This is a genomic window from Frankia sp. AgPm24 (assembly GCF_023243055.1).
GTDB classification, from domain to species: Bacteria; Actinomycetota; Actinomycetes; order Frankiales; family Frankiaceae; genus Frankia; species Frankia umida.
This window is the reverse complement of sequence record NZ_JALKFW010000003.1, coordinates 22,614-46,089: the sequence shown is the minus strand read 5'-3', so window position 1 is coordinate 46,089 and position 23,476 is coordinate 22,614. Positions and strand designations below refer to the sequence as shown.

The window sequence follows — 23,476 nt, the reverse complement described above, 5'->3', positions numbered from 1 at the left end:
TCACCCGGTCGCCGCACCACGCCGCACGACCCGGAACCCACCACCCCAGCATGATCAACTTAAGCTACATGGCATTGGGAACAGGCCCAGCGGCTGCGCGACCGGGCCAATACCAATGGTGACGTCGTGGCCGTCCGCATGCTTTCCACCGACGATCCCACCGGTTCGGATGGTCCGGCCGATCTGGGCGGGGCCGCGGCGGGTTCGCTCACGTGGCTGCGGATCCGGATGCTGCCCGCACCCGGTCTCGCCGCTGGCCACACCTGTGAAATCACGGTCCGTGGCATCCTTGACGGCTCTTCCCGGGCGCGCGTTGAGACCCCCTGGACAACCATACGGCGCATTGACTGAACGCAGCCCATCGCTTTCTTTCTGCATAATCAGATAAGCCTCGCCCTTTTTTGGTACACGGACGGTTGCGCCTCGCCGGGATGACCCAGCATTCTCACCGCGTGCACCCTGCCCATCGATACCACCAGACATGGACATTTCGGGCATTTTGCCGGGGAAAGTGTCCCGCCCGCCAGAGCAGGATCAGTCAACACACAGGGATCTCTTCGCAGACACAACCGAATCGACGGCTACGCCTGGTGCTCATTGGGCACCCAACGCATCAGGAGTACCACCCGTCGATAGCGGCACACATAGCACCAAAGTGCTATGGTCTACCAATCTCACACCCTCCGTATGCAACCAGACCCCCGACGTCATCAGACCTGCTTGGCCGGGACGTGGGCGACGGCCAGCCGCCCCCCAGGGCCCGGTATCCCCGCAGAACGGCACGGATCAGCCAGGTCAGGGGCTACGGAGGGCCGCCCGGCCGGGCGCGTCCCGCAGGCAACGGGAACAATTCGACGCCATGGCCTTATCGCCGTTCCAGCCGCCTCCGGCCCACCGGTATGCCCTCGGCGAACTGGACAGCACCGGCCCACATCGTGTTCACGACCGCGCCGCCTCGCGGAACCACGCCGCAGGCGGAGCTCCCCCTTCCGGGACGCGGAGCAGGAAGCGTTCCAAAGCTGCGCGGTTTAGGGAGCCAAGCCAGCCACAGTGGCTTTCGGTGCACCCGGACACAGACATCAGCCCCGAGCCGCGGACGCATCACAACGCGCCCGGCCCGACCCCGCGGACCGGGCGCCACTGCCCAGAAAACCGTCGATCAAAAATAGAACGCTGACCGGCCCCACCTGTCGACCGTGTCCGGATCATTCCAGGAAAGGCGTCACTCGTGAGGTCCCGTGTACTCGCGGCACTGTTGGCCGCGCCGATATTTCTCGCCTCCACGGCAGCCTGTAACAGTGCACCGAAAGCCGTCGCGGAAAGCTGCGACACAAAGGCACCGGGAGTATCACCGACCGAGATCAGAGCCGGTTTCATCTTTCCCGCCAGTGGGGTACTGGCGAGTACGTTCGTCCCGGTACGGGCGGGGCTGGACGCACGTATTGAGGCGGCGAACGCCGCGGGTGGCGTCTACGGCCGTCAGATCAAATACGACTGGGTCGATGATCGCGGCAAACCCGACACCAATGCCGTGTCCGCTCGGAGTCTGATCGAGGACAAGGGGGACTTCGCCATCATGGAGACCTCCCCGGTGTCGTCCGGTGGAGCGGCCTACCTCGCCTCGAAGCAGATCCCCGTGGTCGGCCTGGCCATCGAGCCGGTGTGGTCGCAGTACCGCAACATGTTCGCCTTCAGCTACACCCCGGGCGCGCTGAGAACAGCCGAAGCGGTAACCACGTTCGGGAAGTTCGCCCGCCAGGAGGGTGGCACACGGGCTCTCCTCATCACCGACCCCATCGGCCTGGGCATGTCGGCCACCTCACACGGAACGATGCAGGCCAGCCTGGAATCCGCCGGCATTCACGTGGATCAGGCCCAGACCGACCAGGAACCCTCCGCCAGCCAGCTGAACGAGATCATTCGCCGGATCACCACCGGCCATATCGACACTCTCATCGGCACACTGACAACCGAAACCTTCGCGAAAATCATCGTGGCCGTGAGACAGCATGGTCTGCAGCCCAAGGTTCTGCTCACCGGTAGCCAGTCACCCGACAGCGACCTGCTCGCCAAATACGGTTCGCAGTTGGCCGGCCTGACCACCTTCAGCAGTGAACCGATGGACCCGAAGGACCCGGCCGTGGCGACCTATCAGGCGAATCTCAACCGCTACGCCCCTGAGCTGGAGGACTCCGGCCAGCAGGTCGCGCTCGCCGGCTATGTCAGTGCCGACCTGCTGGTTCGCGGCCTGCAGGCGGCCGGCCCGTGCCCCACCCGGCAGAGCTTCATCACCGGCCTACGGGCCGTGAAGGGCTACACCGCCGGCGGCCTCGCCCCATCCATAGATTTCGAGGCCGACTTCGGCAGAACGCCGACCTGCTACCCGTTCATCAGCGTCAACGCATTTGGTAACGGCCTGGTGACCAAAAGTGCCAGTTTCTGCGGAGAGCGTATCGGCACCTGATCCGGCCCGGCCCATCCACCCAGACACACAGACGTTCGAGGTCCCGAGGTCACGTGGAGCCAGAAAGGAAAAAATCCTTTCTGGCCGAACTTTCCGATTTACACCTTTTTTCCGATATGCACAAAAGAGGAGATTTACCTGGCCGCCGATACTCGATCACTCGGACCAGGCCTTCCATGCCCAGCCCACGGCAAGCGCAGGAGATCCGACAGCCAGGCCTCCACCCTCACCGGGAGATCAACAATGCCTCAGGCGTCAAGCTGGACACTTTCCGTCACTCATTCTTCACACATGGAGCCCGCAATGCGACCAGCACCAGACCGTTGTGATTAATAGTTAGCTAATTGTTCTTTGACGGCTACCATGTCGGCCACCCGGCAACACCGTTCAGGAAAGGGCCTCCAGGTGTCAATCCGCGCACTGTCGGCATTACCCGTCGCGCTGCTGTGTCTGTCGGCGCTGGTCGGCTGCAGCGCCGACTCGGCCACATCGGCGGCGTCCTGCAACGGACCCGGAGTCTCCCCGAGCGAGGTCAAGGTGGGCCTCATATATCCGGACACAGGGTCACTTTCCACCATATTTCAATCGACCCGGGCCGGACTGAACGCCCGCCTCGGCGCGGCGAACGCCGCCGGCGGCGTGAACGGCCGGAAGATCATCTACGAATGGGCCGACGACCGGGGTCGAGGGGACACCAACGGAGTGGTCAGCCGGAACCTGGTGGACGACCGGAACAGCTTCGCGATCCTCGAGGCGACCCCCACCTCGTCCGGTGGAGCCGGCTACCTGGCTTCCCGGGGAATTCCGGTGCTCGGCGTCGCCGCGGAGCCCGTGTGGTCACAGTACCGGAACATGTTCACCTACAGCTACTCCCAGGGGACCGTCAACTCGACGGACTCGGTCACCACCTTCGGGAAGTACGCCCAGCAGCTCGGCGGGACCCGGGCGCTGGTCATCGTCGATCCCGCCGGCATCGGCGTCTCCGACAAGACGGCCCAGCAGCTCCGGGCCAGCTTCCAGTCGGTAGGGATGACCGTGGGTTCGGCGGCGGCCGACGAGGACCCGACCCAGAGCCAGATCGACGAGATCGTCCGGCAAGTCGCTGCAGACAAGGTGGACACGCTGGCCAGCGCGCTGTCCATCGGCACTTTCGCGAAGATCATCGCCGCGGTGCGACGCAGCGGCGCCAGTCCGAAGGCCATCCTCAGCGCCAACGAGACTCCCGGTACCCAGCTTCTGCAGGAGTACGGCCCGCTGCTGGCCGGTCTGACCGTCTACTCCGCCCAACCGGTCGATCTGACCTCGCCCTCGTTCACCGCCTATCGGGACGCCCTGGCCCGCTACTCCCCCGACCTGGGGGACACCAGCCAGACCCTCGCGCGGGTCGGCTACATCGTCGGCGACATGCTGGTCCGCGGTCTCCAGGAAGCCGGTCCCTGCCCCACCCGGGCGGGCTTCATCAGTCATCTGCGCGCGGTGAAGAACTACAACGCCGGAGGTCTCATCACCCCCGTCAACTTCGACGCGGACTTCGGGAAGCTTCCGGTCTGCTACCCGTTCACCGCGGTCAACTCGGCCGGTAACGGCCTCATCACCACCGCCGCCGACTTCTGCGGGGAGCGCGTCAGCGCCTGACCCGCCGTTGTCGCACCCGCGCCGCCGTCCAGCCCGCCAGCCGTCGACTGCCGTTCTCCCAGCCGGCCGCGGGGCTGCTCTCTCCCCGTACTGCCCCACCTGACCGTAGCCGTCGCGTCCCGGCCAGGCGGGGCAGTACGCTGCGCGGACTATGGAACTGTGGAAGATCGCGGCGCGGGAGCGCATTCGCGACTCGCTGGTGCGGTACAGCTGGTCTGGTGACGGGCTGCGCCTGGACGAGCTCGCGCTGGCCTTCTGCGAGGACGGCGAGCTGGAACTGCGCGGCCAGGCACCCCTGCGCGGCCGAGCGGCGATCGTCGCCTTTCTCGGCGGCACAACGGCATCGGCGGCATCGGCGGCGTCCAGGCATCAGCCGCCACCCGACGGGGCTGCCGTGGACGGGCGGCGGATCGTCCGACACAACCTGACGAACACCCGGTTCCTCGAGCTCTCCCCGACCGAGGCACGGGTGGCCACCTATTTCACGGTGGTCACCGAGATCGGGCTGGACCACTATGGACGTTATCGGGACACGTTCGTTCCGGTCGGTGACGAGTGGCTGATCCGCCACCGGTTCGTCTCGACGGACTGGCACGCGCCGAACTCGACGATGGTCGCCCGTCCGAGCGCGATCTCGGGCTCCGACAATCAGGGTGCGCTGCGGGGCTCGGCCACCCAGGTCGCGAATCCCGGCTGATGACGGGGGCGACCTGACCCCCTGCCCGCACCCTGGGTGGCACGATGGAACGCACGGGCGGTCGACCTCGACGACACGCCGGCGCCGGTTCACCAGACGCCCCCGATGCGCCGACCATGGTCCGACAGCGGTAGCGTCGCAGTCGTCCGCCCCCATGGATCCGCGCACGCTGGAGGATGCTGCACCCGATGCGGCTGCATGTCGGCGCTGCGATGTGGGCGCACGCCTCGTGGAACGGGCGGTTCCTCCCGCATCCGCTGCCCGCCTCCGAGCGGCTGCGTCACTACGCGAGCTGGTGCACGGCGGTCGAGGGCAACACCACCTTCTACGCCACCCCGGGTGTGGACACCGTGCGATCCTGGGCCCGGCAGACCGACCCGGCCTTCCGCTTCGTCCTGAAGCTACCCAGAGTGATCACCCATGACCAGCGGCTGAACGATGTGGACGCACCGCTGCGCGTCTTCCTCGACGCGGTGGAACCCCTGGGGCCCCGGGTCGCGGCACTGTGGCTGCAGTTCCCGCCCGCGTTCACCCCGTATGACGTCGCGGCGCTCGCGGCCTTCCTGCGCGGCCTGCCGCGGACACACCGATACGCCGTCGAGGTCCGACATCCGGCGTTCTTCACCGATCCGGCGGCCGCACAGGTTCTGGAGCGGGCGTTGCTGACCGTCAGTGCCGAATGGGTTCCGTTCGACACCACAGTGTTCTTCGCCAGCCCACCCAGCAGCGACGCCGAACGGGACGCCTGGATGAAGAAGCCGCGGGTGCCACGCCGCACCCACGCACTGACCGACCGCCCGATCATCCGCTACCTCGGCCGCGACGACCCGGTGCGCACCGCCGCGGGCTGGCAGCCCTGGGCCGACCGCTGTGCCGCCTGGCTACGGGAGAACCGCTCCCCCACCGTCTTCATCCACACCCCGGACAACGCCGACGCGCCGCGGTTGGCCCGCCAGTTCCACGACGATGTCCGCGCCCGCGTCCCCGAACTCGATCTCGCCCCGCTACCGGCTCCCCTGCCCGCCGCACCCCCCACCCTGTTCTAGTCCCACCGGTCCGTTCGTCCGGCCGGCTCTTCTCGTCAAAACAATCAAAGCCAGGAACCCTGGGGCTACGGTTGTACGATCCTTCGACAGCGGTGCATTCCACCGAGCTTGTCTTCTTTTCCTGGTTCTTCTTGCCGCGGCGGATCAGAATCGACTACAGTCCGCGGTGAAGGTCGGCTGGCGGGTGCCGATCCGACCTCCGACGGGAGCTGGTGTTCGTTCAGTCAGGTCAGATTCCAGTCAACCTTTTCTCATGTCTTCCCGCAAGGAGGCGTGGATGGCCCCCAGAACAGATCAGGCCGCCAGCCAGACCGCGTCGACCGCAGATACGGAGAATCCCAGCGAGTTCCGCGATCTGCTGACGACGGTCCGGGTGAACGGGCGTCTGGCCGCGGAACTCAGCCCGGCCGACTGTCTCCGGGAGGATGCGGCGCGGGCTGCGCTGCTCGGCCGCATCCAGGCCGAACAACTGCTGCTGCGAGCCCAGTTCGCCCGCAGTCGTCCCGCGGCGCTGAGCGGCGGGGAGCAGGAGCCTCAGACATACGACCGATACGCCGGTGACGAGCTGGCCCTCCAGCTGGGGCTGGCTCCGAGCGAGGGCAACCAGGCACTCGCCTTCGCCGACCGGGTGGTCCGCCGACTGCCACGTGGGCTCAGGGCCCTGCACGACGGCGCGATCGACCTTCCCCGCCTGCGGGCCCTTGACCAGCTCACCGCCCAGTTGGATGACGTGCAGGTGGACGCCGTTGTCCAGCCGGTGCTGGACAACGGCGGCGGGCGGCCGACACTGAGCGCGTTCCGCACCGCGGTCAGACGACGCATCGCCAGGATCGATCCCAAAGGTGCCGAACGGCGGAGCAGGCGTGCGCGCAGGACCCGCAAGGTCGGTGTCCAGGCGGAGGCGGACGGGATGGGCCGGATGTCCGCGCTGCTGCCAGGCCCGGAGATGCTGGCTGCCTTCCACCGGGTGGACCAGCTCGCGCGGCGCTTCGACCCAACGGATGAGCGCACACTTGACCAACGGCGGGCGGATGTCTTCGTCGACCTGCTCATGGGCCGAGACCGTGAACACGTCGACATTGAGATGCAGGTAATCGTCCCACTGGAGACCCTGACCGGCCAGGCCGACAAGCCCGGCGAGATTCCGGGCTTCGGGCCGATTCCGGCCGGGATTGTTCGCGAGATGGCGGCGGACCCCGGCTGCACCTGGCGACGGATTCTTGTCGATCCGATGAAGGGAACGATCGCCGAGGTGGCGGACCGCCGCCATCCGTCCGCCGGGCTCGCTCGCAACGTGCGGCTGCGCACACCGACCTGCGCCTTTCCGGGATGCTCCAAGCCCTCCGTCGACTGCGACCTCGACCACACCGTCGCTCGTCAGCACGACGGGCCCACGACCGGGGCGAATCTCGAACCGCTCTGCAGGCACCATCACGGCCTCAAGCACTCCGGCGACGGACTGGACCCGTCGGAGCCACGCTGGGACCTGACCCAACCCTCGCCCGGCGAGTTCGTCTGGACCACGCCGGAGGGGTTCCAGCACAGGTACCGACCGGAGACCTATCCCGAGACGTAGTCCGATCCGGCCGCGCTCACGGAGCCGCACGAGCTGCCCGGTGGGCAGGAGCAGCGGGTGACGCCTGCCCGGGCAGTCGCCGATCGAAGCGCGGGTGCCGCGTGCTCGACGAGCCGCTGTTCGCGCTGGACGCGCAGGTCCGGGTGCCACCGCGGGAGGCCAGGGTCGCATGGAATAATTCGGGCATTAAACCCTTAGGTTGATATTTTACCAAGCCGGCTACAGGTCAGTGCCGCCGTCGTGGTCAGCGATTCGGGCCTTGCGCACCCATTGTTGTATGCCCGCTAGCATGTCGAACCTGCCCAGACCGTGCTAGAGAGGCTCTTCCATGACCAACCGCTCACTGTCGGCTTTAGCTGTCGCACTGTTATGCCTGGCCACCGCGGCAAGCTGCCGCGGTGGCCCCACCTCCGCGGCGGCGAACTGCGACGCCCCCGGAGTCACCAGGAACGAGGTCCGAGTCGGCCTTATCTATCCTGACAGCGGCGTCTTCGCCCGGACGTTCACACCCACCCGCGCTGGCATCGACGCGAGGTTCGGGGCGGTGAACGCGGCCGGCGGCGTGAACGGCCGAAAGATCACCTACGACTGGGAGGACGACCAGGGCAGGCTGGACACCAACGGCGTGGTCGCCCGGGACCTGATCGAAACAAAGAACGTCTTCGCCATCATGGAGGCGAGCCCGGTATCGACCGGCTCGGCGGACTATCTCGCCAACCTGAATGTCCCGGTGACCGGCCTGGCCGCCGAACCGGTCTGGTCGCAGCACCGCAACATGTTCACCGTCCAGTACACATCCAATGCGGTCGATCCACGACAGTCGGTCACCACCTTCGGGAAGTTCATCCGTGAGCAGGGCGGCACCCAGGCCCTCATCGTGCTCGACCCGGCCGGTCTCGCCCTCTCCACAACGATCGCCAAACAGGTTCAGGCGAGCCTACGGTCGGCCGACATCCCCTTCACGACCGTCGAGGCGGACGAGACCCCGACCGCGTCCCAGCTCGACCGGATCGCCCAGAAGCTGCTCTCCGGCGGTATCAACACCCTGGTCAGCACGATGACGATCGAGGGGTTCACCCAGATCGTCGCTGGTGCCCACCAGCGCGGCGCGCGGCCCAAGGTCATCCTCAGTGGCAGCCAGACGGTCAACGACAACCTGCTGCGCACCTATGGCGCCCAGCTCGCGGGCCTGACCACCTACGCGGCCCGAAGTGTCGATCCACGCGATCCCGCGGTCGCCGCCTACCAGGCCAATCTCACCCGCTACTCCCCCGAGCTCCAGGCCCAGGGGGACACCCTGGCGCGCATCGGGTACATGACCGCCGACATGATCGTTCGTGGTCTGCGGGAGGCCGGGCCGTGCCCGACCCGGGCGAGCTTCGTCTCCGGTCTGCGTGCCGTGAAGGGCTACACCGCCGAAGGCCTGACGCCCGCCGTCGACTTCGAGCAGGACTTCGGAAAACTCACTGTCTGCTACCCGTTCATCAGGGTCAACGCCGCGGGTACCGGCGTCGAGACGATCAGCGACAACTACTGCGGCGAGCGCATCACCAGCTGAGGCCCGGGTTGGTGTGGGTCCGCGCCCGGCGCCCACACCAACACGCGTCCAGCACATCGGCCTGCACGGAGCGCTCAGCCGGCGGTGCGGCCGACCGGCGTGAGCCGCAGCAGAGCGGCTTCGTGCGGCGCGAGGTCCACCGACAGGGTCGGGACGGTGCCGGCCGGCCTGGTGAGCCGACCCGTCCACAGATCCGCGATCTCGTATCCGGCCGGGTTCGCCCGCAGTGCCAGCGGCGAACCGGGGAGATCCGCCGCACGGCGGGTGTCCCCCCGGTTGACGACCAGCACGGCCGTGTCCCCGCCCGCCAGGGGTCGGGTCCACACCGACAGCCCGTCCCACGAGTCACCGCCGCGGCGGCTGGCCGGTCCGCCGAGGGGATCCTGGTCGATGGCGAGCACCGCCCGGTTCGTCAGCATGGTCCGGGTCGCGGGGCTCATCGTGGTCAGATCGTTGCCGGCGATCAGCGCGGACGCGAACATCGACCAGACGCTCAGCTCCGTACGGGCCTCGATGTCGTCGAGCTGGTTGGACACCCGGCCGGTGGCCAGGCTCGCGAGGTTCTCGACGTCCGGATTGACCGCGCTCGGGGTAAGCCCGACGGCGAGCATGTCCAGGTCGTTCCAGTGCCCAGGCCCGCCCTCGGATGCCCAGGCCGAGGCGGGATCAAAACTGTCCGACGTGCACACACCCGGGTAGTAGTCCATCGGCAGCACGGTCGCCCAGCAGGGTGCGTGGTCGTTGGTGACCCGCCACAGGTTGGCCACCGACGGTGCCCATGACCAGGCCCGTTCCCCGGCGGGGTCGCCGGAGGAGGACGGGTTGATGCTGTAGACGATCGGGCGTCCGGTGGCGTCCAGGGCGTTGCGCATCCGGGTGAAGCCGGCCACGAGCCAGGCTCGTGCGCTGGTGCCGGCCGGGCGCAGGCCTGGGTAGCTGCACGCGTCGTACTTGAGGTAGTCGACGCCCCAGGCCGCGAAGGTGACGGCGTCGTGGGCCTCATGGCCGTAGCTGCCCGGGCGGCCCTGGCAGGTCGTGCGGCCCGGTGACTCGTAGATCCCGAGCCGAAGGCCCCGGGCGTGCACGTAGCGGGCGAGTGCGGCGATACCACCGGGGAAACGGCCGGGGTCGGCGATCAGGGTGCCGTGTTCGTCGCGGGCCGGGAACATCCAGCCGTCATCGATGGTCACGTAGCGGTAGCCCGCGTCGCGCATGCCGGTGGCGACCAGCGCGTCGGCCGCCGCCCGGATGTCGACGGCGCTCACCGCGGCGCCACGCAGGTTCCAGCTGTTCCACCCCATCGGCGGGGTACGGGCAAGGCCCGCCGAGACCTCCCGGTGCGCGGGAATGCCGACGCCGACGGACGCATCGGACGCATCGGGCGCGTCGCCGCACAGGCCGCACAGGCCGCCGAGGACCAGTACGGTCAGAAGCGCCGGCAGCGACAGCCCGAAGCGGCTGCGGACCCATGCCGGCCGCCGCACGCGGGCCGCATCGTCGATCCGCCGCACGCGGGCCGCATCGTCGATCCGCCGCACGCGGGCCGCATCGTCGATCATGGGCCCATCGTGGCAGCCCAACCTGTGCGTTCGGCCGCTGCGGCGTCAGGACAGTTCCTGTCCGCACAGGTTGGGTTCCACCACGACGAAGCCGTCACCGGTCACGTTGGCCTGGACGAACGAGTAGCAGGAGTTGATCTGGGCAGCCACGGAACGCAGGCTGATCGGGCTGATCAGACCATCCGCGTCGTAGCTGTTCAGGGTGCGCAGCGCGGCTGTGAAGCCGGCACGGGTCGGGCATGTGCCGGCGAGTTGCAGTCCGCGCAGGAACATGTCCGTGCTGATGTAGGCGGCGACCGCCGTGTCCTGCTCCGGCTCGGCGACCTGCGGGGCGTACCGGCGCATCGCGTCGACATAGGCCTCCACGCCGCGGCCGCCGAGTTCGAACGGCCGGTAGAACACCGGGATGCTGATCCCGGCCATCCGCGAGCCGACCGTACGCAGCAGCTGATGATCATATCCGGCGGCGGAGAGCACGACCTTGAGCGGGTAGCCGCCACCGCGCACCGCGTCCACCAGGGTGACAAGATCCCTGGGCGCCAGGACGCCGACGACCGTGTCCGCCCCGGAGGCGGCGATCCGGCGCCCGACCGCGGCGGGATCATCGATTCCGCCGGTGTAGGTGATCGTGTCCAGCACCCGCACCCCGGCGGCGGTCAGGCTGCGCGCGTACGACGCGGCGCTGTTCGACACAGCCTGGGACAGCGCGGTGTGCAGGATCACCGCCCGACGCCCGCCCTGTTCCTGAACGAACCGGCCCTGCGTGTCGACGGCGACGTTGTTGGCCCAGACCTGACCGTAGGCGGTGCCCGTGACCGGCACTCCCTCCCGGGCAAGGTAGTCGGTGCTCGCCGAGCCGGCCACCGACAGTTCGATGATGCCGAAGACATGTCGCTGTTCGACGAGCGCCCGGGCGGCAGCGGTGTTCGTGGGCGCCGTACCCTGATCATCACGCCACTGGTAGACGACCCTGCGTCCGTGAATGCCGCCGGCCGCGTTGACCGCGCCGAGCCGGGCGTCGACTCCCGCTCGGACCGCCCCGAAGATTCCGGATGCCGGCCCGCTCTGAGGGTAGATGATGCCCAGGTCGATCTGATGGTCGTCGATCCCCGGGGACGAGCACGCCGACGCCGACGCCGAATCCGTGGACGAACATCCGGCGAGCCCCACCGAGGCCAGCAGCGCGACCGCCATCATCACCACGAAGGGCACGAGAGCTCTGCCACACCGAAACGGCGACCATCGACCAGGCTGACTACTGGAACCGGTGAACACAAGGCCAGGAAACACAGGTCCCCCTGCGCGGTCGGTGGGGTAAAGGAACCCGACGAGGACTGGTTTCGGCGGGCCAGACGCATGGAACATCACCGGGAACGAACCTCTGGTTGCGACACCGTCGGATTCATCGCGGCAACGCACGCTACCAAACTGGATTCTCCTGATATCCAGCAGACATAGCTGGGGGCGCCACCGTTCAAGCCTTTCCCCGACGCCCCGAAGAATCACTACCCGAAAAGCCACAGAAGTTTGGCGACCGTTCACCGACCGGCTACCGCACTACCGGCTCGCCGACGCAGCCCCGCCAGTCGTCGGACACGATTCCCACCCGGACAACAACCACCGTCGTCGACGATCACACAAAAGTGACCCTCCTTACATGCACCCAGCTCGACCCGCTTACCGTCCCAGCACCCACCCACCATGTCGAAGAACGCGAGCGGCGGGTGTCCGGGCGTGGCGAAGGCGGAGGCCCCACCGGGCGGGCCACGCGGATGGTCCGCCCGGCGCAGGTGAGGAGCGGGAATGCGGGTACGCGACGAGCCCAGGTCCCCGGTGGATGTGCTGGCCCTGGTGCTACGCGAGGACCGCCTGCTGCTCACCCTGCGGGCCGGTGAGATCTACGGCGCCGACTGGTGGGCGCTGCCCAGCGGGCGGGTGGAGCCCGGCGAGGACGTCGTGTCGGCACTGGTCCGGGAACTCGACGAGGAACTCGCTCTCACCATCGACGAGGCGGACGTCACCTTCACCGCCGTCACCCACGCCCAGCCACCCGACCACGAGGCGCGTATCGGCTTCGGTTTCGCTGTGCGGCGTTTCACCGGTGAACCGACCATCCGCGAACCCGACCGGTGTGCCGATCTGCGCTGGTGCCCCCTCGGCGAGCTCCCCACCCGAACCATGCCCTACACCGGCGAGATGATCCGCCTCTACCAGCAGGCCACAACCTTCTCCCGTTTCAACTGGCCCTGACGCCGGGATCGCCCGCGGCGCGCGCCAGGCTCGACTATCGCCCGGCGTGCTGGTCGGCCACCAACCACGAACCCAGAAAGTCGGTGCGCAGGAGGTCCATCAGCAGCCCGTCGCGCAGGACACCATCGGGGCCGAGTTCGTACTGTCGCATGATTCCCACCGGGCGGAACCCGACCTTCGCATAGGATCGGATAGCCGCGGCATTGGCGGCGGCCGGGTCAATGGTGAGCCGATGGTGGCCGCGTTCCGCAAACAGGAACCGGGCCAGCATGGCCACCGCGCGTGTCCCCACGCCACGGCCCTGAAAATCTCTTCCGAGGAAGATGTCGATGCTGGCGGATCGAAAGCGCGGGTCGCTGTCCTCGCTGTACTGGATGCCACCCGCCGCCGTTGCGCTGACGTCGATGACGAGCAGCACCGGGTCGGTCTCGGCCAGCAGGTCCTCGTGCAGCGTCTCGGACGACGGCGGCGCCCCCCACCAGTCGGTGACCGACGGCTGCGCCAGAATCGCCAGCACCGGATCCACATCGCCGCTGTGACCCGGCCGTACGGTCACCTCACCGTCGACAAGCTCTGGTCGCAGCAGCACCGCGGGCCCCCTCGGTAGCCTCATCCCTTCCACGGCCTATCTCACCTAACGTAACCGAAGATGAGCATTGCGACAGCTCACCGTGGTCCGTCCACCGAGGTTCTCACATGGTCACGCTGGTCGGCGAGCCGTCCGGTGAAGGATCCCGCGGGGCCAGCAGGTGCGGACTGAGCCCGTCCGCCACGACGAGTCGCAAATGGGAGCGGGCGCCAGCGACGCTCCCGCGGCGGCCACGGGCGCCCGGTCCCCACGCTGGAACCGCGTGCAGAAGTCGTGACGGCGCGACGACACCCAGCGCGGTGACCGCCTCGACGAGTCCAAGCAGTGCCTCGACGGAAAGCTGCCGTCCCACGGTCAACGCGCCCCGCGCGCCGATCAGGCTGGCGAGAGCGGCCAGCTGGGAAACCGACGCGGACCCACCGCCGGTGCCGCCGTCGGCAGTCGCAGTAGCGATGGCAGCGACAGTGGGGTTGGCAGGACGGGTGTCGAGGCCGGGCTCCGCGGCCACCAGCCACACCGGCAGTTCCGCCAACGCGTCCCGCCGATTGCGAATCATCCGCCGGACATCACTCGACCAGCGGCCGGCCCGTACCGCGCCCGCCGCCACCACCGCGTCGTAGCCCTCGAACTCGACCACCCGCCGCGCCGGGCGCAGATCGGCAGCCACCCCACTGCCGGCCAGCGCGGAGCCGATCGTACGAGCGAGTTCGTCCGCTCCCCCGCACCGCATCCCGTAGACCACCAGAGCTCGCATCGCCGCGCCTCCAACCTCGCCGCTGCGCGCCATCGAGTGAGCGCGCCGACGGCACAGGACCGTCGCATGTCCGTAACCCAGTGGACATCCGTGGCGCGGCCCACACCAGGCGTCGAACGTCCGCGGACGGCGGGACATCCGGACTCGCCACGGCGGGCTCCGTGGCCATCACATGGTCCGGCCCGAACCGGCCGGTCGGGGTCCAGACGGTCGGGCCCGCAGCCAGCGGCGCAGGCCGGGACGGGTCGCCTTCCGCCAGGTCCGCGCGACATCACGACGCAGCGCGGCCGCCCGATCCTGCTCCTGCGCGGTGAGCAGACCGTAGGTGAACGACGGTTCCCCGGCGTGGTTCGAGGCCACCGCCAGCGCGCGCAGACGTGCCACTGCCATGACCGCGTCCTGATGCGCGCCCAGTTGCTCCTGCACCCGCCGCGCCCGCGCCGCGAGCCGGCGAGCATCCCTGCCGACCAGCGGTGACATCAGCTCGCAGGCGTAGCGGAGCCGCTTCGCGGACTTGCGCGCCCGGTGGTAGGCCACGTCCTGGGCGGTGCCGGGCGGCGCCAGCCGGGCGGTGCGCACCCGCCGCGTGAGCCGCCGGTCGGCGCGGCGGACCAGCCGCGGTAGCACCCGCCGGGCCGGCTGCCGCGCCAGGTCGGTCGTCCCGACCGAGGCGACGAAGGCCAGCAGGTCGTCGATGAAGCGGTAGTAACGGTCGCTGCGCAGATAGGCGAGCGCCTCAGCCCGTCCGCGCAGCACCTCCCCGAGCAGGGTCTCCTGCACACGCGCCGCCACCGGACCCAGTACCTGCTCGCCCGGTGTCGCGGCCAGGGCTCGCCGCAGCCGGGCATGCTGCACCTCGGCGTCACGCGGACGCCCCAGCACCTCCCCGATCTCGCGCAGCCCAGCCTCGATCCGCCCGGCCTGTTCGCCGTCGAGCAACGGCCGAAATGTCTGGATGGTGCTGCGCAACCGCCGAGCGGCCACCCGCAGATCATGGACCGACTCGGGTGTTCCCAGCCGCACCCCCGGGTCGGCGGCGAGCAGCGCCGTCGCGTGCCGAGCCAGGTACGTCCGCACCACCTGCCCGGCGCTGCCCGCCCCACCGCGACCGGGATCGGTGGCAGTCCCAGCGGCGGTGCCCGGGCCGCTCTCGGTGCCCGTCGCGACCATCGCCGCGAGCTCGGGCGGGCCCACGTCCACGGCCAACGCACGGCGCAGTTTGGACGAGCCCACCGCCACCCGCGCACCCGCGTCCAGCAGCAGATGATCGGCGGTGGCCAGCAGCCGTTCGCCCGCCGGGTCGAGCACCTCGACGTCGATCTCCCGCCAGCGGGACGCCACCACCCGCCCGCCTCCGGCCAGCGGCCGACCCATCGTCCGCGTCCGCACCTGATCGTCGGCGACCTCGAGCAGATCGTGCCCCTGCGCATCACGCAGCAACCAGGTGCGTCGCACCGTGCTGACCCGCGCCACCGGCCGCAGCGGCGCCCCCCGCACCCACACCGCGATCAGATCGGCGAGATCCTCCGGTACCCGCGGCACCACGACCCTGGCCTGCCCGCCAAAGCCCAGGCCCTGCTCCGCACCCGCTTCCAGGTCCGGGCGGGCCGCGTCCCGCGCGTCCCACTCGTCCCCCGCGGGCACGATGTCCAACGGCCGCCCGATCTCGTCGTGGGCGCCGTCGGCGCCGGGCAGCTTCAGGTGCCAGCCGGCGTCGGCACCGCCCTCGCGACGACGCAGCGTCATCTGGTTACGGGCCAGGCGCAGGTCGTCGGTGTCGTAGTAGACGGCGTCCAGGCGTGTCACCCCCATCGCACCGACGGACGCGACGCCCTTGAGCGCGTCGAAGGCGGGAACGCGGAACGTCTCGTCCACGGCGAAGGCATGCTCGATCTCGTGGGTGACTGTCACCTGCCACTCCTTCCGGTGGTGTCCCCCCTGGTCGGACGCCCGAGCGGGACGTCAGCCGGCGGGACGCCATCCGCTGTTCGTTCCCCCGTCCCGGGCCAGAAACCCACCCCGTGCCAAGCCGCCGTCCAGCCCCAGCGGACGCGTTCACCCACACAGGACGCGGTGCGCGCCGCTGTACAGGTTCATCGTGTCGCCGCGGACGAACCCCGCCAATGTCATCCCCGACTCCACCGCGAGATCCACCGCCAGCGTGGACGGCGCGGACACCGCGGCGAGCATCGGCACCCCCGCCAGCAGCGCCTTCTGCACCAGTTCGAACGACGCCCGGCCGCTGACCACCAGGATCTGCCCGACCAGCGGAACCCGCCCGGCCCGGGCCGCCGCGCCGATCACCTTGTCGACGGCGTTGTGCCGCCCCACGTCCTCCCGCACCGCCCAGAGCGCACCGTCCGCCCCGGCCAGGCCCGCCGCGTGCAGACCGCCGGTGGTCGCGAACAGTCGCTGCGCGGCCCGCAACGTCTCCGGCAGCCCGGTGACCTGTTCCGGTGCGACCCGCAGGGGGTCGTCGGCGATGTCATACCGTCCGCGCACCCGCACCGCGTCGATACTCGCCTTCCCGCACAACCCGCAGGAACTGCTCATGTAGAAGGTGCGCGCGTCCTCCAGCGCCGGCGGCGGCACACCGGCGGCGAGCGTCACCTCCAGCACGTTGTAGGTCGGCCGCCCGTCCTCGTCCACGGCGCCACTGTCCACGGCACCACTGTCCGGGGCGGCGCAGTAGCGCATCGCCGCGACGTCGGCACCGGTGCCGATCAGCCCCTCCCCGAGCAGGAAGCCGAGCGCCAGGTCCATGTCGTCACCGGGCGTGCGCATGGTGACCGCGAGCGCCCGCCCGCCGACCCGGATCTCCAGCGGTTCCTCGCCGACCACCGTGTCCGGCCGGACCGCCGTCGCCACCCCCGCCCGGACCCGCGTCACCCGCCGCCGGTCGCTGGCCCGGCCCATCAGGCCCGACCCGCCGTCGGTTCCAGCCGGATCACCAGCGACTTGGACGTCGGTGTGTTGCTGCGTCGCGCCGTCGCGTCCAACGGAACGAGCACGTTCGTCTCCGGAAAATAGGCCGCGGCGCAGCCGGACGCCGTCGGATACGACACCGCGCGGAAGTTCTCCGCCCGCCGCGTCGACCCGTCCGTCCACACACTGACCAGATCGACGTGCGTGCCGTCGGCCACGCCGAGCGCTGCCAGATCGTCCGGATGCACGAGGACGACCCGACGCCCACCGCGCACCCCGCGATAACGGTCATCAAGCCCGTAGATGGTCGTGTTGTACTGATCGTGTGATCGGATGGTCTGCAGGAGAAGATGCCCTGGCGGGACGGTGAGCGCCGGCGCCGTGTTGACGGTGAACGCGGCCCGCCCGCTCGGCGTCGGAAAGGTCCGGCTGTCGCGTGGTGGATGCGGCAACGCGAATCCGCCAGGTTCGGCCAGTCGTTTCTCGAAATCGTCGAATCCCGGCACGACCCGCGAGATGTGCGCCCGAATCCGCGCGTAGTCGCCGCCAAGTGCCACCCAGTCCACATCCGCCGTCCGCCCGACCGCGGGAACCGTCTCCGCGGCCGTCTGCGCTGTGGCTGCCGTCTCCGTGGCTGCCTGCGCTGTCCGTCTGGCGAGGGCGGCGAAGGTGGCCTCGGCGAGCCCGCAGACGATCGCGACCTCGGAGCGCAGCTGCGCCCCGGCCGGAGCGAGCCGACCCCGGGAGGCGTGCACCATGCCCATCGAATCCTCGACGGTGACCTGCTGCGGCCCGCTGACCTGGACGTCCGCCTCGGTGCGGCCCAGCGTCGGCAGGATGAGCGCCGCCCGTCCGATGACCGCGTGCGACCGGTTCAGCGTGGTGGAGACCTGGACGGTGAGCCGGCACGACCGTATCGCCGCTTCGGTGACGGCCGAATCCGGGGTGGCGGCGACGAAGTTCCCGCCCATTGCGACGAACACCCGGACCCTGCCGTCGCGCATGGCCCGGATGGTGTCGACGACATCCAGTCCGTGTCGCCGCGGCGGCGCGAAACCGAACTCCGCGCCGAGTGCGTCCAGGAACGCCGCCGTGGGCCGTTCCCAGATTCCCATCGTCCGATCACCCTGGACGTTGGAATGCCCGCGCACCGGGCACACTCCCGCCCCCGGCCGGCCGATGTTGCCCTGCAACAGCAGGACGTTGACGAGTTCCTGAATCGTCGCGACCGCCCCCGCGTGCTGCGTGAGCCCCATCGCCCAGCACACGACCACCCGTTTCGCCGAGAGCATCCGCCCGGCCAGCTCGTCGATCTCCGCGCCGGTCAGCCCGGTCGCGGCGGCGATCTCCGCCGCCGAGAGCCCCCCGACGGACGGCCCCCCGTCCCCGCGGATGTGCCTGACGTAGTCGTCGAAGCCGGTGGTGTGGCGGGCGATGAAGTCATGGTCGACAACGGTGCCCGGTGCGGCGTCCTCCGCGTCCAGCAGCCGCCGTCCCAGCGCCTGGAACAGGGCGAGGTCGCCGCCGAGGCGGATCTGCAGGAACTGGTCGGCGAGCGCCGTGCCCCGACCGACGACGCCCCGCGCGTGCTGCGGGTTACGAAACCGCAGCAGAGCCGCCTCCGGCAACGGATTGACGGCGACGATCCGCCCACCGGCGCGTTTGACCTTCTCCAGCGAGCTGAGCATCCGCGGATGGTTCGTCCCCGGGTTCTGCCCGACCACCAGCACCAGATCGGCCGCTTCGAGGTCTGCGAGTGTCACCGATCCCTTGCCGATGCCGATCGTCGAGGTCAGTGCGGTGCCGGACGACTCGTGGCACATGTTCGAGCAGTCCGGCAGGTTGTTCGTGCCCAGGGCCCGGGCGAACAGCTGGTAGACGAACGCGGCCTCGTTGCTCGTGCGCCCCGAGGTGTAGAAGGCCGCCTCGTCCGGGCTCTCGAGTGCCGCCAGTTCCCGCGCGATCAGCGTGAACGCCGCGTCCCAGCTGATCGGCCGGTAATGGTCGGCGTCGGGTGCGCGGTACATCGGTTCGACGAGTCGCCCCTGGCCGCCGAGCCAGTGCCCGGTGCGCCCGGCGAGATCGGCGAGGCTGTGTTCGGCGAAGAACTCCCTGGTCACCCGCGCGCGGGTCGCCTCCTCGGCGACCGCCTTCGCGCCGTTCTCGCAGAATTCGGCCGCCGACCGTTCTCCCGGTGGCGGCTCCGGCCACGCGCATCCCGGACAGTCGAACCCATGGTCCTGGTTGACCAGCCGCAACGTCCGCACCGACCGTCGGGTCCCCATCCGGGTCAGTGACCGCGCCAGCGCGTGCCCGACCCCCGGCGCTCCCGCCGCCCACCGTTTCGGCTCGGAGATCCGAAGCCCCTCGTCCTCGTCCCGCTCATCACCGCTGCCTGTCACGTCAGCCATGACCCCACCATCCCCGCCGACGCGACCGGACACCATCCACCTGGTCGCCGGTCAGGTCTCCGGCGCTGTGATGGTGGGGAACTCGCCGGTGGACGGGTCGATGTCGGCGGCGCGCAGCAGATGTTCGGCGTGCCGCAGGACGGGTGCGTCGACCATCCTGCCCTCGAAGGTGAAGACCCCGCCGCCGGCCCGCTCGGCGGCGCGCAGGACCCGGTCGGCCCAGGCCAGCGACTCCTCGTCGGGCCGAAACGCGTCCCGCACGACCGGCACCTGGTTCGGATGGATGCACGCCTTGGCCGCGAAGCCGGTCGCCGCCGCGTCACGCGCCTCGGCGGCGAGCCCGGCCAGGTCGGGGATGTCGAGGTAGACGGCGTCGATCGCGGCCCGCCCGCACGCGGCCGCGGCCAGCAGCACGGTGGACGAGGCCTGCCGGGCCACATCCCGGTAGCGCCCGTCGGGATGCCGGCTGGAGCGCCCACCGAGCGCGGCCAGCAGATCCTCGGCGCCCCACATCAACGCCACCACGTTCGGCACCGCGGCGATCGCCGGTGCCGCCAGCACCCCCGCCGGCGTCTCACACAACGCGATCACCGTGCGGGTGGGGCCCAGGCGGGCGGGCTGGTCGGCGGACTCGGTCTTGGCCAGCATGCACATCCGCAGGCCCGTCCGGTCGAGCGCGGCGAGGTCCGCGGCGAACGCGGCGCTGGTCGCCGGGTTGACCCGCACCACCGTCCGCGCCGGGTCGAGCTCCGGCGCGGCTCTGACCAGTGCCGCCCGGGCCCGCGCCCGGTTCTGCGGTGCGACGCCGTCCTCCAGGTCGAGCACCACCAGGTCGGCCACGGCCGCGGCCCGCGCGTACCGCTCCGGCCGGTCCGCCGGACAGAACAGCAACGCCCCGGCGACCGCCCGCTGCCCGCCCATCACGCCTCCGCCGACCGTCTGCCCTGACGATTCACCTGACCTGGGCGAACGCTACGCCGCCCGACGCCACCAGGTCCCTCGCCGCGCGGCGAACCCACACCGAGCCGCCGCCGCGGCCCGATGTCACCTACGACGTCTTCCTGGACGAGTGGCGGCTGCTCCCGGTGCGTGTCGACGACTGCGCCCCCGACGGCATGCTCCGCTCGCTTCGGCATATCGACCTGGCCGGCCTGACCCGAGACGATGCGATCAGCACGCTGCGCGGAGCTCACCCCGTCTCGGGGTTCCTTCCGAACAGTTCCAGGTAGCGGCGGGAGCTGTTCGGGTTCAGGACGGGGTTGTGCAGCGAGGAACGCACGTTGTCGGCCTCGGCGTTGTTGTAGTACGCCTCATAGGCAAGCAGGTCGGCGTTGTGCGTGAAGAACTCATGCATCTTCTCGATGAAGAACGGATTGTCCTGACCCCCGCCGTTCGAGTAGGACAGCCCCCACTCGGGCACGGCGAGTGGTTTGCCGTGCGCGCGGGCGAAATCGGTGACAGTGCACAGCCCGGACGGCTCGGTGCACTGCTTGTCCCACGCCTGCTGCGTCGTGGAAGCCGGATAGATGTCATAGTCGTCAATGCCGACGACATCGACGTAGGCGTCACCCGGATACGCCGACCAGACATCGGCACCGCTGCCGGGCAGTGTGTTGCTGTGCGCGCTCATGGTCCACTCGATCTTCACGTGGGGGGCGGTCGACCTGATCGCGGTGACCGCGTGCACGAAGCAGCTCTTCCACGTCTGCGGGTCACGCACATGCCAGTACATCCAGCTACCGTTGAACTCCCAACCCAGCCGGATGTAGGCGTCCCCGCGGCCGTACCGGGTCAGGGTCGTGCCGAACTGGGCCCAGTGACCGTCGTAGTCACCGCGGGCGCAGGCCTGTTCGTCACCACCTTCGGGATACAGCGGCTGCGCCACCGAAAGCCGACCGGTGAACGCCTCCCGGGAGAACGCGCCGACCGGCCAGGTCGCCGTCGTGATACTCGGCCAGTCCTTGCGGGTGGTGAACACCACGGCCACATCGACGGGGCGACCCGTCCAGGTCGCCCAGGCGTTGATGTCCGCGGGATAGTTCCCGTTGGCACCCGAAGCCCAGCCCAACCCGGAGCGGGGAACCAACGGCGACGGTGTCGCGGCGGCGGTCTGCGAGGACGACGGTGACGGTGTCGCGGGTCGGGAGGTCGGCGCGGAGGAGCCGGAGCACGCCGCGACGCCCAGCAGAAGTGCGATCAGCGCGCTCAGTACGAGCAGCGGTCCGCGTCGGCGCGCGCACCAGTGCGCGCGTTGTGAAACAGGTCCGGAGCAGGGGAGCACCGCAGTCCTTTCCCGCCACCTCACAAGGGGGCCGGACTTTCTCATGTGATCCTCGAATCCATCCGCGTACTCCCGGCCGACAACCCACCGCTGGCAGCCTTGCGACCAACCCTAACGTAACGTCAATGTCAAGCCGGCGGTCGAGGTTCCCCCGCTCACCGCAGGTCAGCGGACGGCCACGAACCGCCCCGGGGCGCCGCCCGGTGCCCAACCCCCGGCCACCCCGGATCCGCGGTCGATCCCGGCCCGGTGGACTGGCCCGGCACCGCGGCACCACTCGGCCCGGACGTGGCCGGCCGGACGGCGGGAGCACGGAACGCACGTAGCAGATACCGCTGCGCGGGCTGCTCCACTCCATGATGCAGAACCGCGGCGCATCCGAAGGCGAGGAGGAAACCCGCGAGGACGCCCAGTGCCATCCCGGGTGCGGTCGTCGCCTCGAACCAGCCAAGTTCTCCACCGGCGGTCAGCGCGACGGGATGGACGAGATAGAACGCGTAGGAGATCACCCCGAAGTACACCAGCGGACGGGCGCTCGCCCCGGCCACCCGACCACCGTCGGCCTCCCGGGTGCCGACCAGGAAGATCGCCACCGCGAAGGACGGTAGTGCGAGGGTGTCGATGAGCCCCTGCCGGTCACCGTGGGAGAAGCCGAGGGTGACCGGGACCGCCAGCCAGGCGGTCGCCAGAACGGCGAGGGTCCGGCGCTGCCCCGCCGTGCCGCGCACGCCGTCCCGCGCCAGCAGCGCCAGGACGATGCCCAGGACGAACTCGCCGATCCGCACCGCCGGATTGACGTAGACGGCCAGATCAAGCCGAGGGTCGACCACCCCGGCCAGACAGGAGATCGCCGCCGTCGGCAGCAGGACGACCAGCGCCAGGCGCATCCGGCCCGCCTGCGACCGGGCGGCAAGCCGCGGATAGAGCAGCGGAAAGGCGAGGTAGAAGAACGCCTCGCAGGACAGCGACCACAGCACCGCCCCACCCCACCCGAAATAGATCGACTGTGTGGGAATCCAGGCCTGGACCAACAACAGGCTCGGCAGCACGGCGATGGGTTTCGAGCCGAACTCACCCATCTTTCCCAGCGGCCAGGCAACCGCGAACCACAACAGGACCGCGACCAGATACAGCGGGTAGACCCGGGCGAACCGGCGCCAGTAGAACCGAGCGCGTGACGTGGGCCCGGCCGCCCAGGTGAGCACGAAACCCGAAAGCACGAAGAAGAACGAGACTCCCGCGTATCCGATGTCGCCGAGGGGGCCGATCGGCAGCGTGTCCGCCACCTCCGCATCGATATGGCGGAAGAAGACGAGGGTGGCCGCGACTCCCCGCAGACCCGTCAGCGCGGGCAGGTTGGCCCGGGACCGCGAGGGTGGGCCGGCCCGCTGCGGGGAACTCATCCGATGACGGCCTACCGGTCGAGGCGATGTTCTCTGCGTCACCGTGTCCTTTCTCGCTTCTCGCTCGTCCAACGGACGCCCGCGCGGGGGTGCCCACGAGGGCGACCGCGGAACACGGATTCGTGGCGGTGGCCGGCCGTGCCAGCCATGAACCAAAGGCTCGTCCGTAGGCTGCGTATTCGGCCTGCCGTCCGCTCCTTCCTGGTCCCGCACATCGCGGTCTGACCGCACCGACACCGCGCTAAACATACCCTTACGTCAAGGTCTAGTTCGGACGGGGTAAACAGCGCCCCGTCGAACACACCCGCCGCGATCACACCCAGCGTCC

Annotated in this window: 18 protein-coding genes; 8 read left to right on the top strand and 10 right to left on the bottom strand. The window is 69.6% G+C overall.

What is annotated here, in order from left to right; genetic code table 11:
- The first annotated feature begins 126 nt into the window (after positions 1–126).
- The 7 genes from MXD61_RS01770 to MXD61_RS01740 all read left to right on the top strand — a co-directional run bounded on the left by MXD61_RS01770 (position 127) and on the right by MXD61_RS01740 (position 8,976).
- Complete coding sequence (locus tag MXD61_RS01770) at positions 127–351, top strand: hypothetical protein (protein ID WP_248811116.1); 225 nt, start codon at positions 127–129, stop codon at positions 349–351.
- A 904-nt stretch (positions 352–1,255) separates the two neighbouring features.
- Positions 1,256–2,464, top strand: coding sequence for an ABC transporter substrate-binding protein (locus MXD61_RS01765; RefSeq protein WP_248811115.1), 1,209 nt, complete (start codon positions 1,256–1,258; stop codon positions 2,462–2,464).
- A gap of 405 nt (positions 2,465–2,869) precedes the next feature.
- Positions 2,870–4,099, top strand: a complete 1,230-nt coding sequence (locus tag MXD61_RS01760) for an ABC transporter substrate-binding protein (protein ID WP_248811114.1) — start codon at positions 2,870–2,872, stop codon at positions 4,097–4,099.
- A 151-nt stretch (positions 4,100–4,250) separates the two neighbouring features.
- Positions 4,251–4,796: a nuclear transport factor 2 family protein gene (locus MXD61_RS01755; protein WP_248811113.1), complete on the top strand. Its 546-nt coding sequence runs from the start codon at positions 4,251–4,253 to the stop codon at positions 4,794–4,796.
- 188 nt (positions 4,797–4,984) lie between these two features.
- Complete coding sequence (locus tag MXD61_RS01750; RefSeq protein WP_248811112.1) at positions 4,985–5,842, top strand: DUF72 domain-containing protein; 858 nt, start codon at positions 4,985–4,987, stop codon at positions 5,840–5,842.
- A 277-nt stretch (positions 5,843–6,119) separates the two neighbouring features.
- The gene (locus MXD61_RS01745; protein ID WP_248811111.1) at positions 6,120–7,418 is read left to right on the top strand and encodes an HNH endonuclease signature motif containing protein; all 1,299 of its coding nucleotides are present in this window, start codon (positions 6,120–6,122) and stop codon (positions 7,416–7,418) included.
- A 328-nt stretch (positions 7,419–7,746) separates the two neighbouring features.
- Positions 7,747–8,976: an ABC transporter substrate-binding protein gene (locus MXD61_RS01740; protein ID WP_248811110.1), complete on the top strand. Its 1,230-nt coding sequence runs from the start codon at positions 7,747–7,749 to the stop codon at positions 8,974–8,976.
- 74 nt (positions 8,977–9,050) lie between these two features.
- On the opposite strand, the gene MXD61_RS01735 is transcribed toward MXD61_RS01740, so the two are convergent.
- Together MXD61_RS01735 and MXD61_RS01730 are read right to left on the bottom strand one after the other, a co-directional pair.
- On the bottom strand, positions 9,051–10,535 hold the full coding sequence (locus tag MXD61_RS01735; protein WP_248811109.1) for a glycoside hydrolase family 27 protein: 1,485 nt from the start codon (positions 10,533–10,535) through the stop codon (positions 9,051–9,053).
- Positions 10,536–10,580: 45 nt separating this feature from the next.
- Positions 10,581–11,747, bottom strand: a complete 1,167-nt coding sequence (locus tag MXD61_RS01730) for an ABC transporter substrate-binding protein (protein ID WP_248811108.1) — start codon at positions 11,745–11,747, stop codon at positions 10,581–10,583.
- Between the two features lie 591 nt (positions 11,748–12,338).
- Between MXD61_RS01730 and MXD61_RS01725 the strand changes: the two genes are divergently transcribed.
- On the top strand, positions 12,339–12,785 hold the full coding sequence (locus tag MXD61_RS01725) for an NUDIX domain-containing protein (protein WP_248811107.1): 447 nt from the start codon (positions 12,339–12,341) through the stop codon (positions 12,783–12,785).
- A gap of 34 nt (positions 12,786–12,819) precedes the next feature.
- Here MXD61_RS01725 and MXD61_RS01720 read toward each other — a convergent pair whose 3' ends face one another.
- The 8 genes from MXD61_RS01720 to MXD61_RS01685 form a co-directional block, all read right to left on the bottom strand.
- A complete protein-coding gene (locus tag MXD61_RS01720) occupies positions 12,820–13,398 on the bottom strand; it encodes a GNAT family N-acetyltransferase (RefSeq protein ID WP_251079268.1) in 579 nt (192 codons plus the stop codon).
- Positions 13,399–13,477: 79 nt separating this feature from the next.
- A complete protein-coding gene (locus MXD61_RS01715) occupies positions 13,478–14,128 on the bottom strand; it encodes a flavodoxin domain-containing protein (protein ID WP_248811105.1) in 651 nt (216 codons plus the stop codon).
- 168 nt (positions 14,129–14,296) lie between these two features.
- Entirely contained in the window at positions 14,297–16,039 is a 1,743-nt protein-coding gene (locus tag MXD61_RS28285; protein ID WP_248811104.1) for a CYTH and CHAD domain-containing protein, read from the bottom strand.
- 144 nt (positions 16,040–16,183) lie between these two features.
- Positions 16,184–17,044, bottom strand: a complete 861-nt coding sequence (fdhD, locus tag MXD61_RS01705; RefSeq protein WP_248811103.1) for a formate dehydrogenase accessory sulfurtransferase FdhD — start codon at positions 17,042–17,044, stop codon at positions 16,184–16,186.
- Positions 17,044–19,464, bottom strand: a complete 2,421-nt coding sequence (locus tag MXD61_RS01700; RefSeq protein ID WP_248811102.1) for an FdhF/YdeP family oxidoreductase — start codon at positions 19,462–19,464, stop codon at positions 17,044–17,046. Before MXD61_RS01700 ends, fdhD begins: the two co-directional genes overlap by 1 nt.
- Before the next feature lie 51 nt (positions 19,465–19,515).
- On the bottom strand, positions 19,516–20,385 hold the full coding sequence (locus MXD61_RS01695) for a CoA ester lyase (RefSeq protein ID WP_248811101.1): 870 nt from the start codon (positions 20,383–20,385) through the stop codon (positions 19,516–19,518).
- A 268-nt stretch (positions 20,386–20,653) separates the two neighbouring features.
- A complete protein-coding gene (locus tag MXD61_RS01690) occupies positions 20,654–21,745 on the bottom strand; it encodes a glycosyl hydrolase (protein ID WP_248811100.1) in 1,092 nt (363 codons plus the stop codon).
- Positions 21,746–21,900: 155 nt separating this feature from the next.
- Positions 21,901–23,148, bottom strand: coding sequence for an acyltransferase (locus MXD61_RS01685; RefSeq protein WP_248811099.1), 1,248 nt, complete (start codon positions 23,146–23,148; stop codon positions 21,901–21,903).
- Between the last annotated feature and the right edge of the window lie 328 nt (positions 23,149–23,476).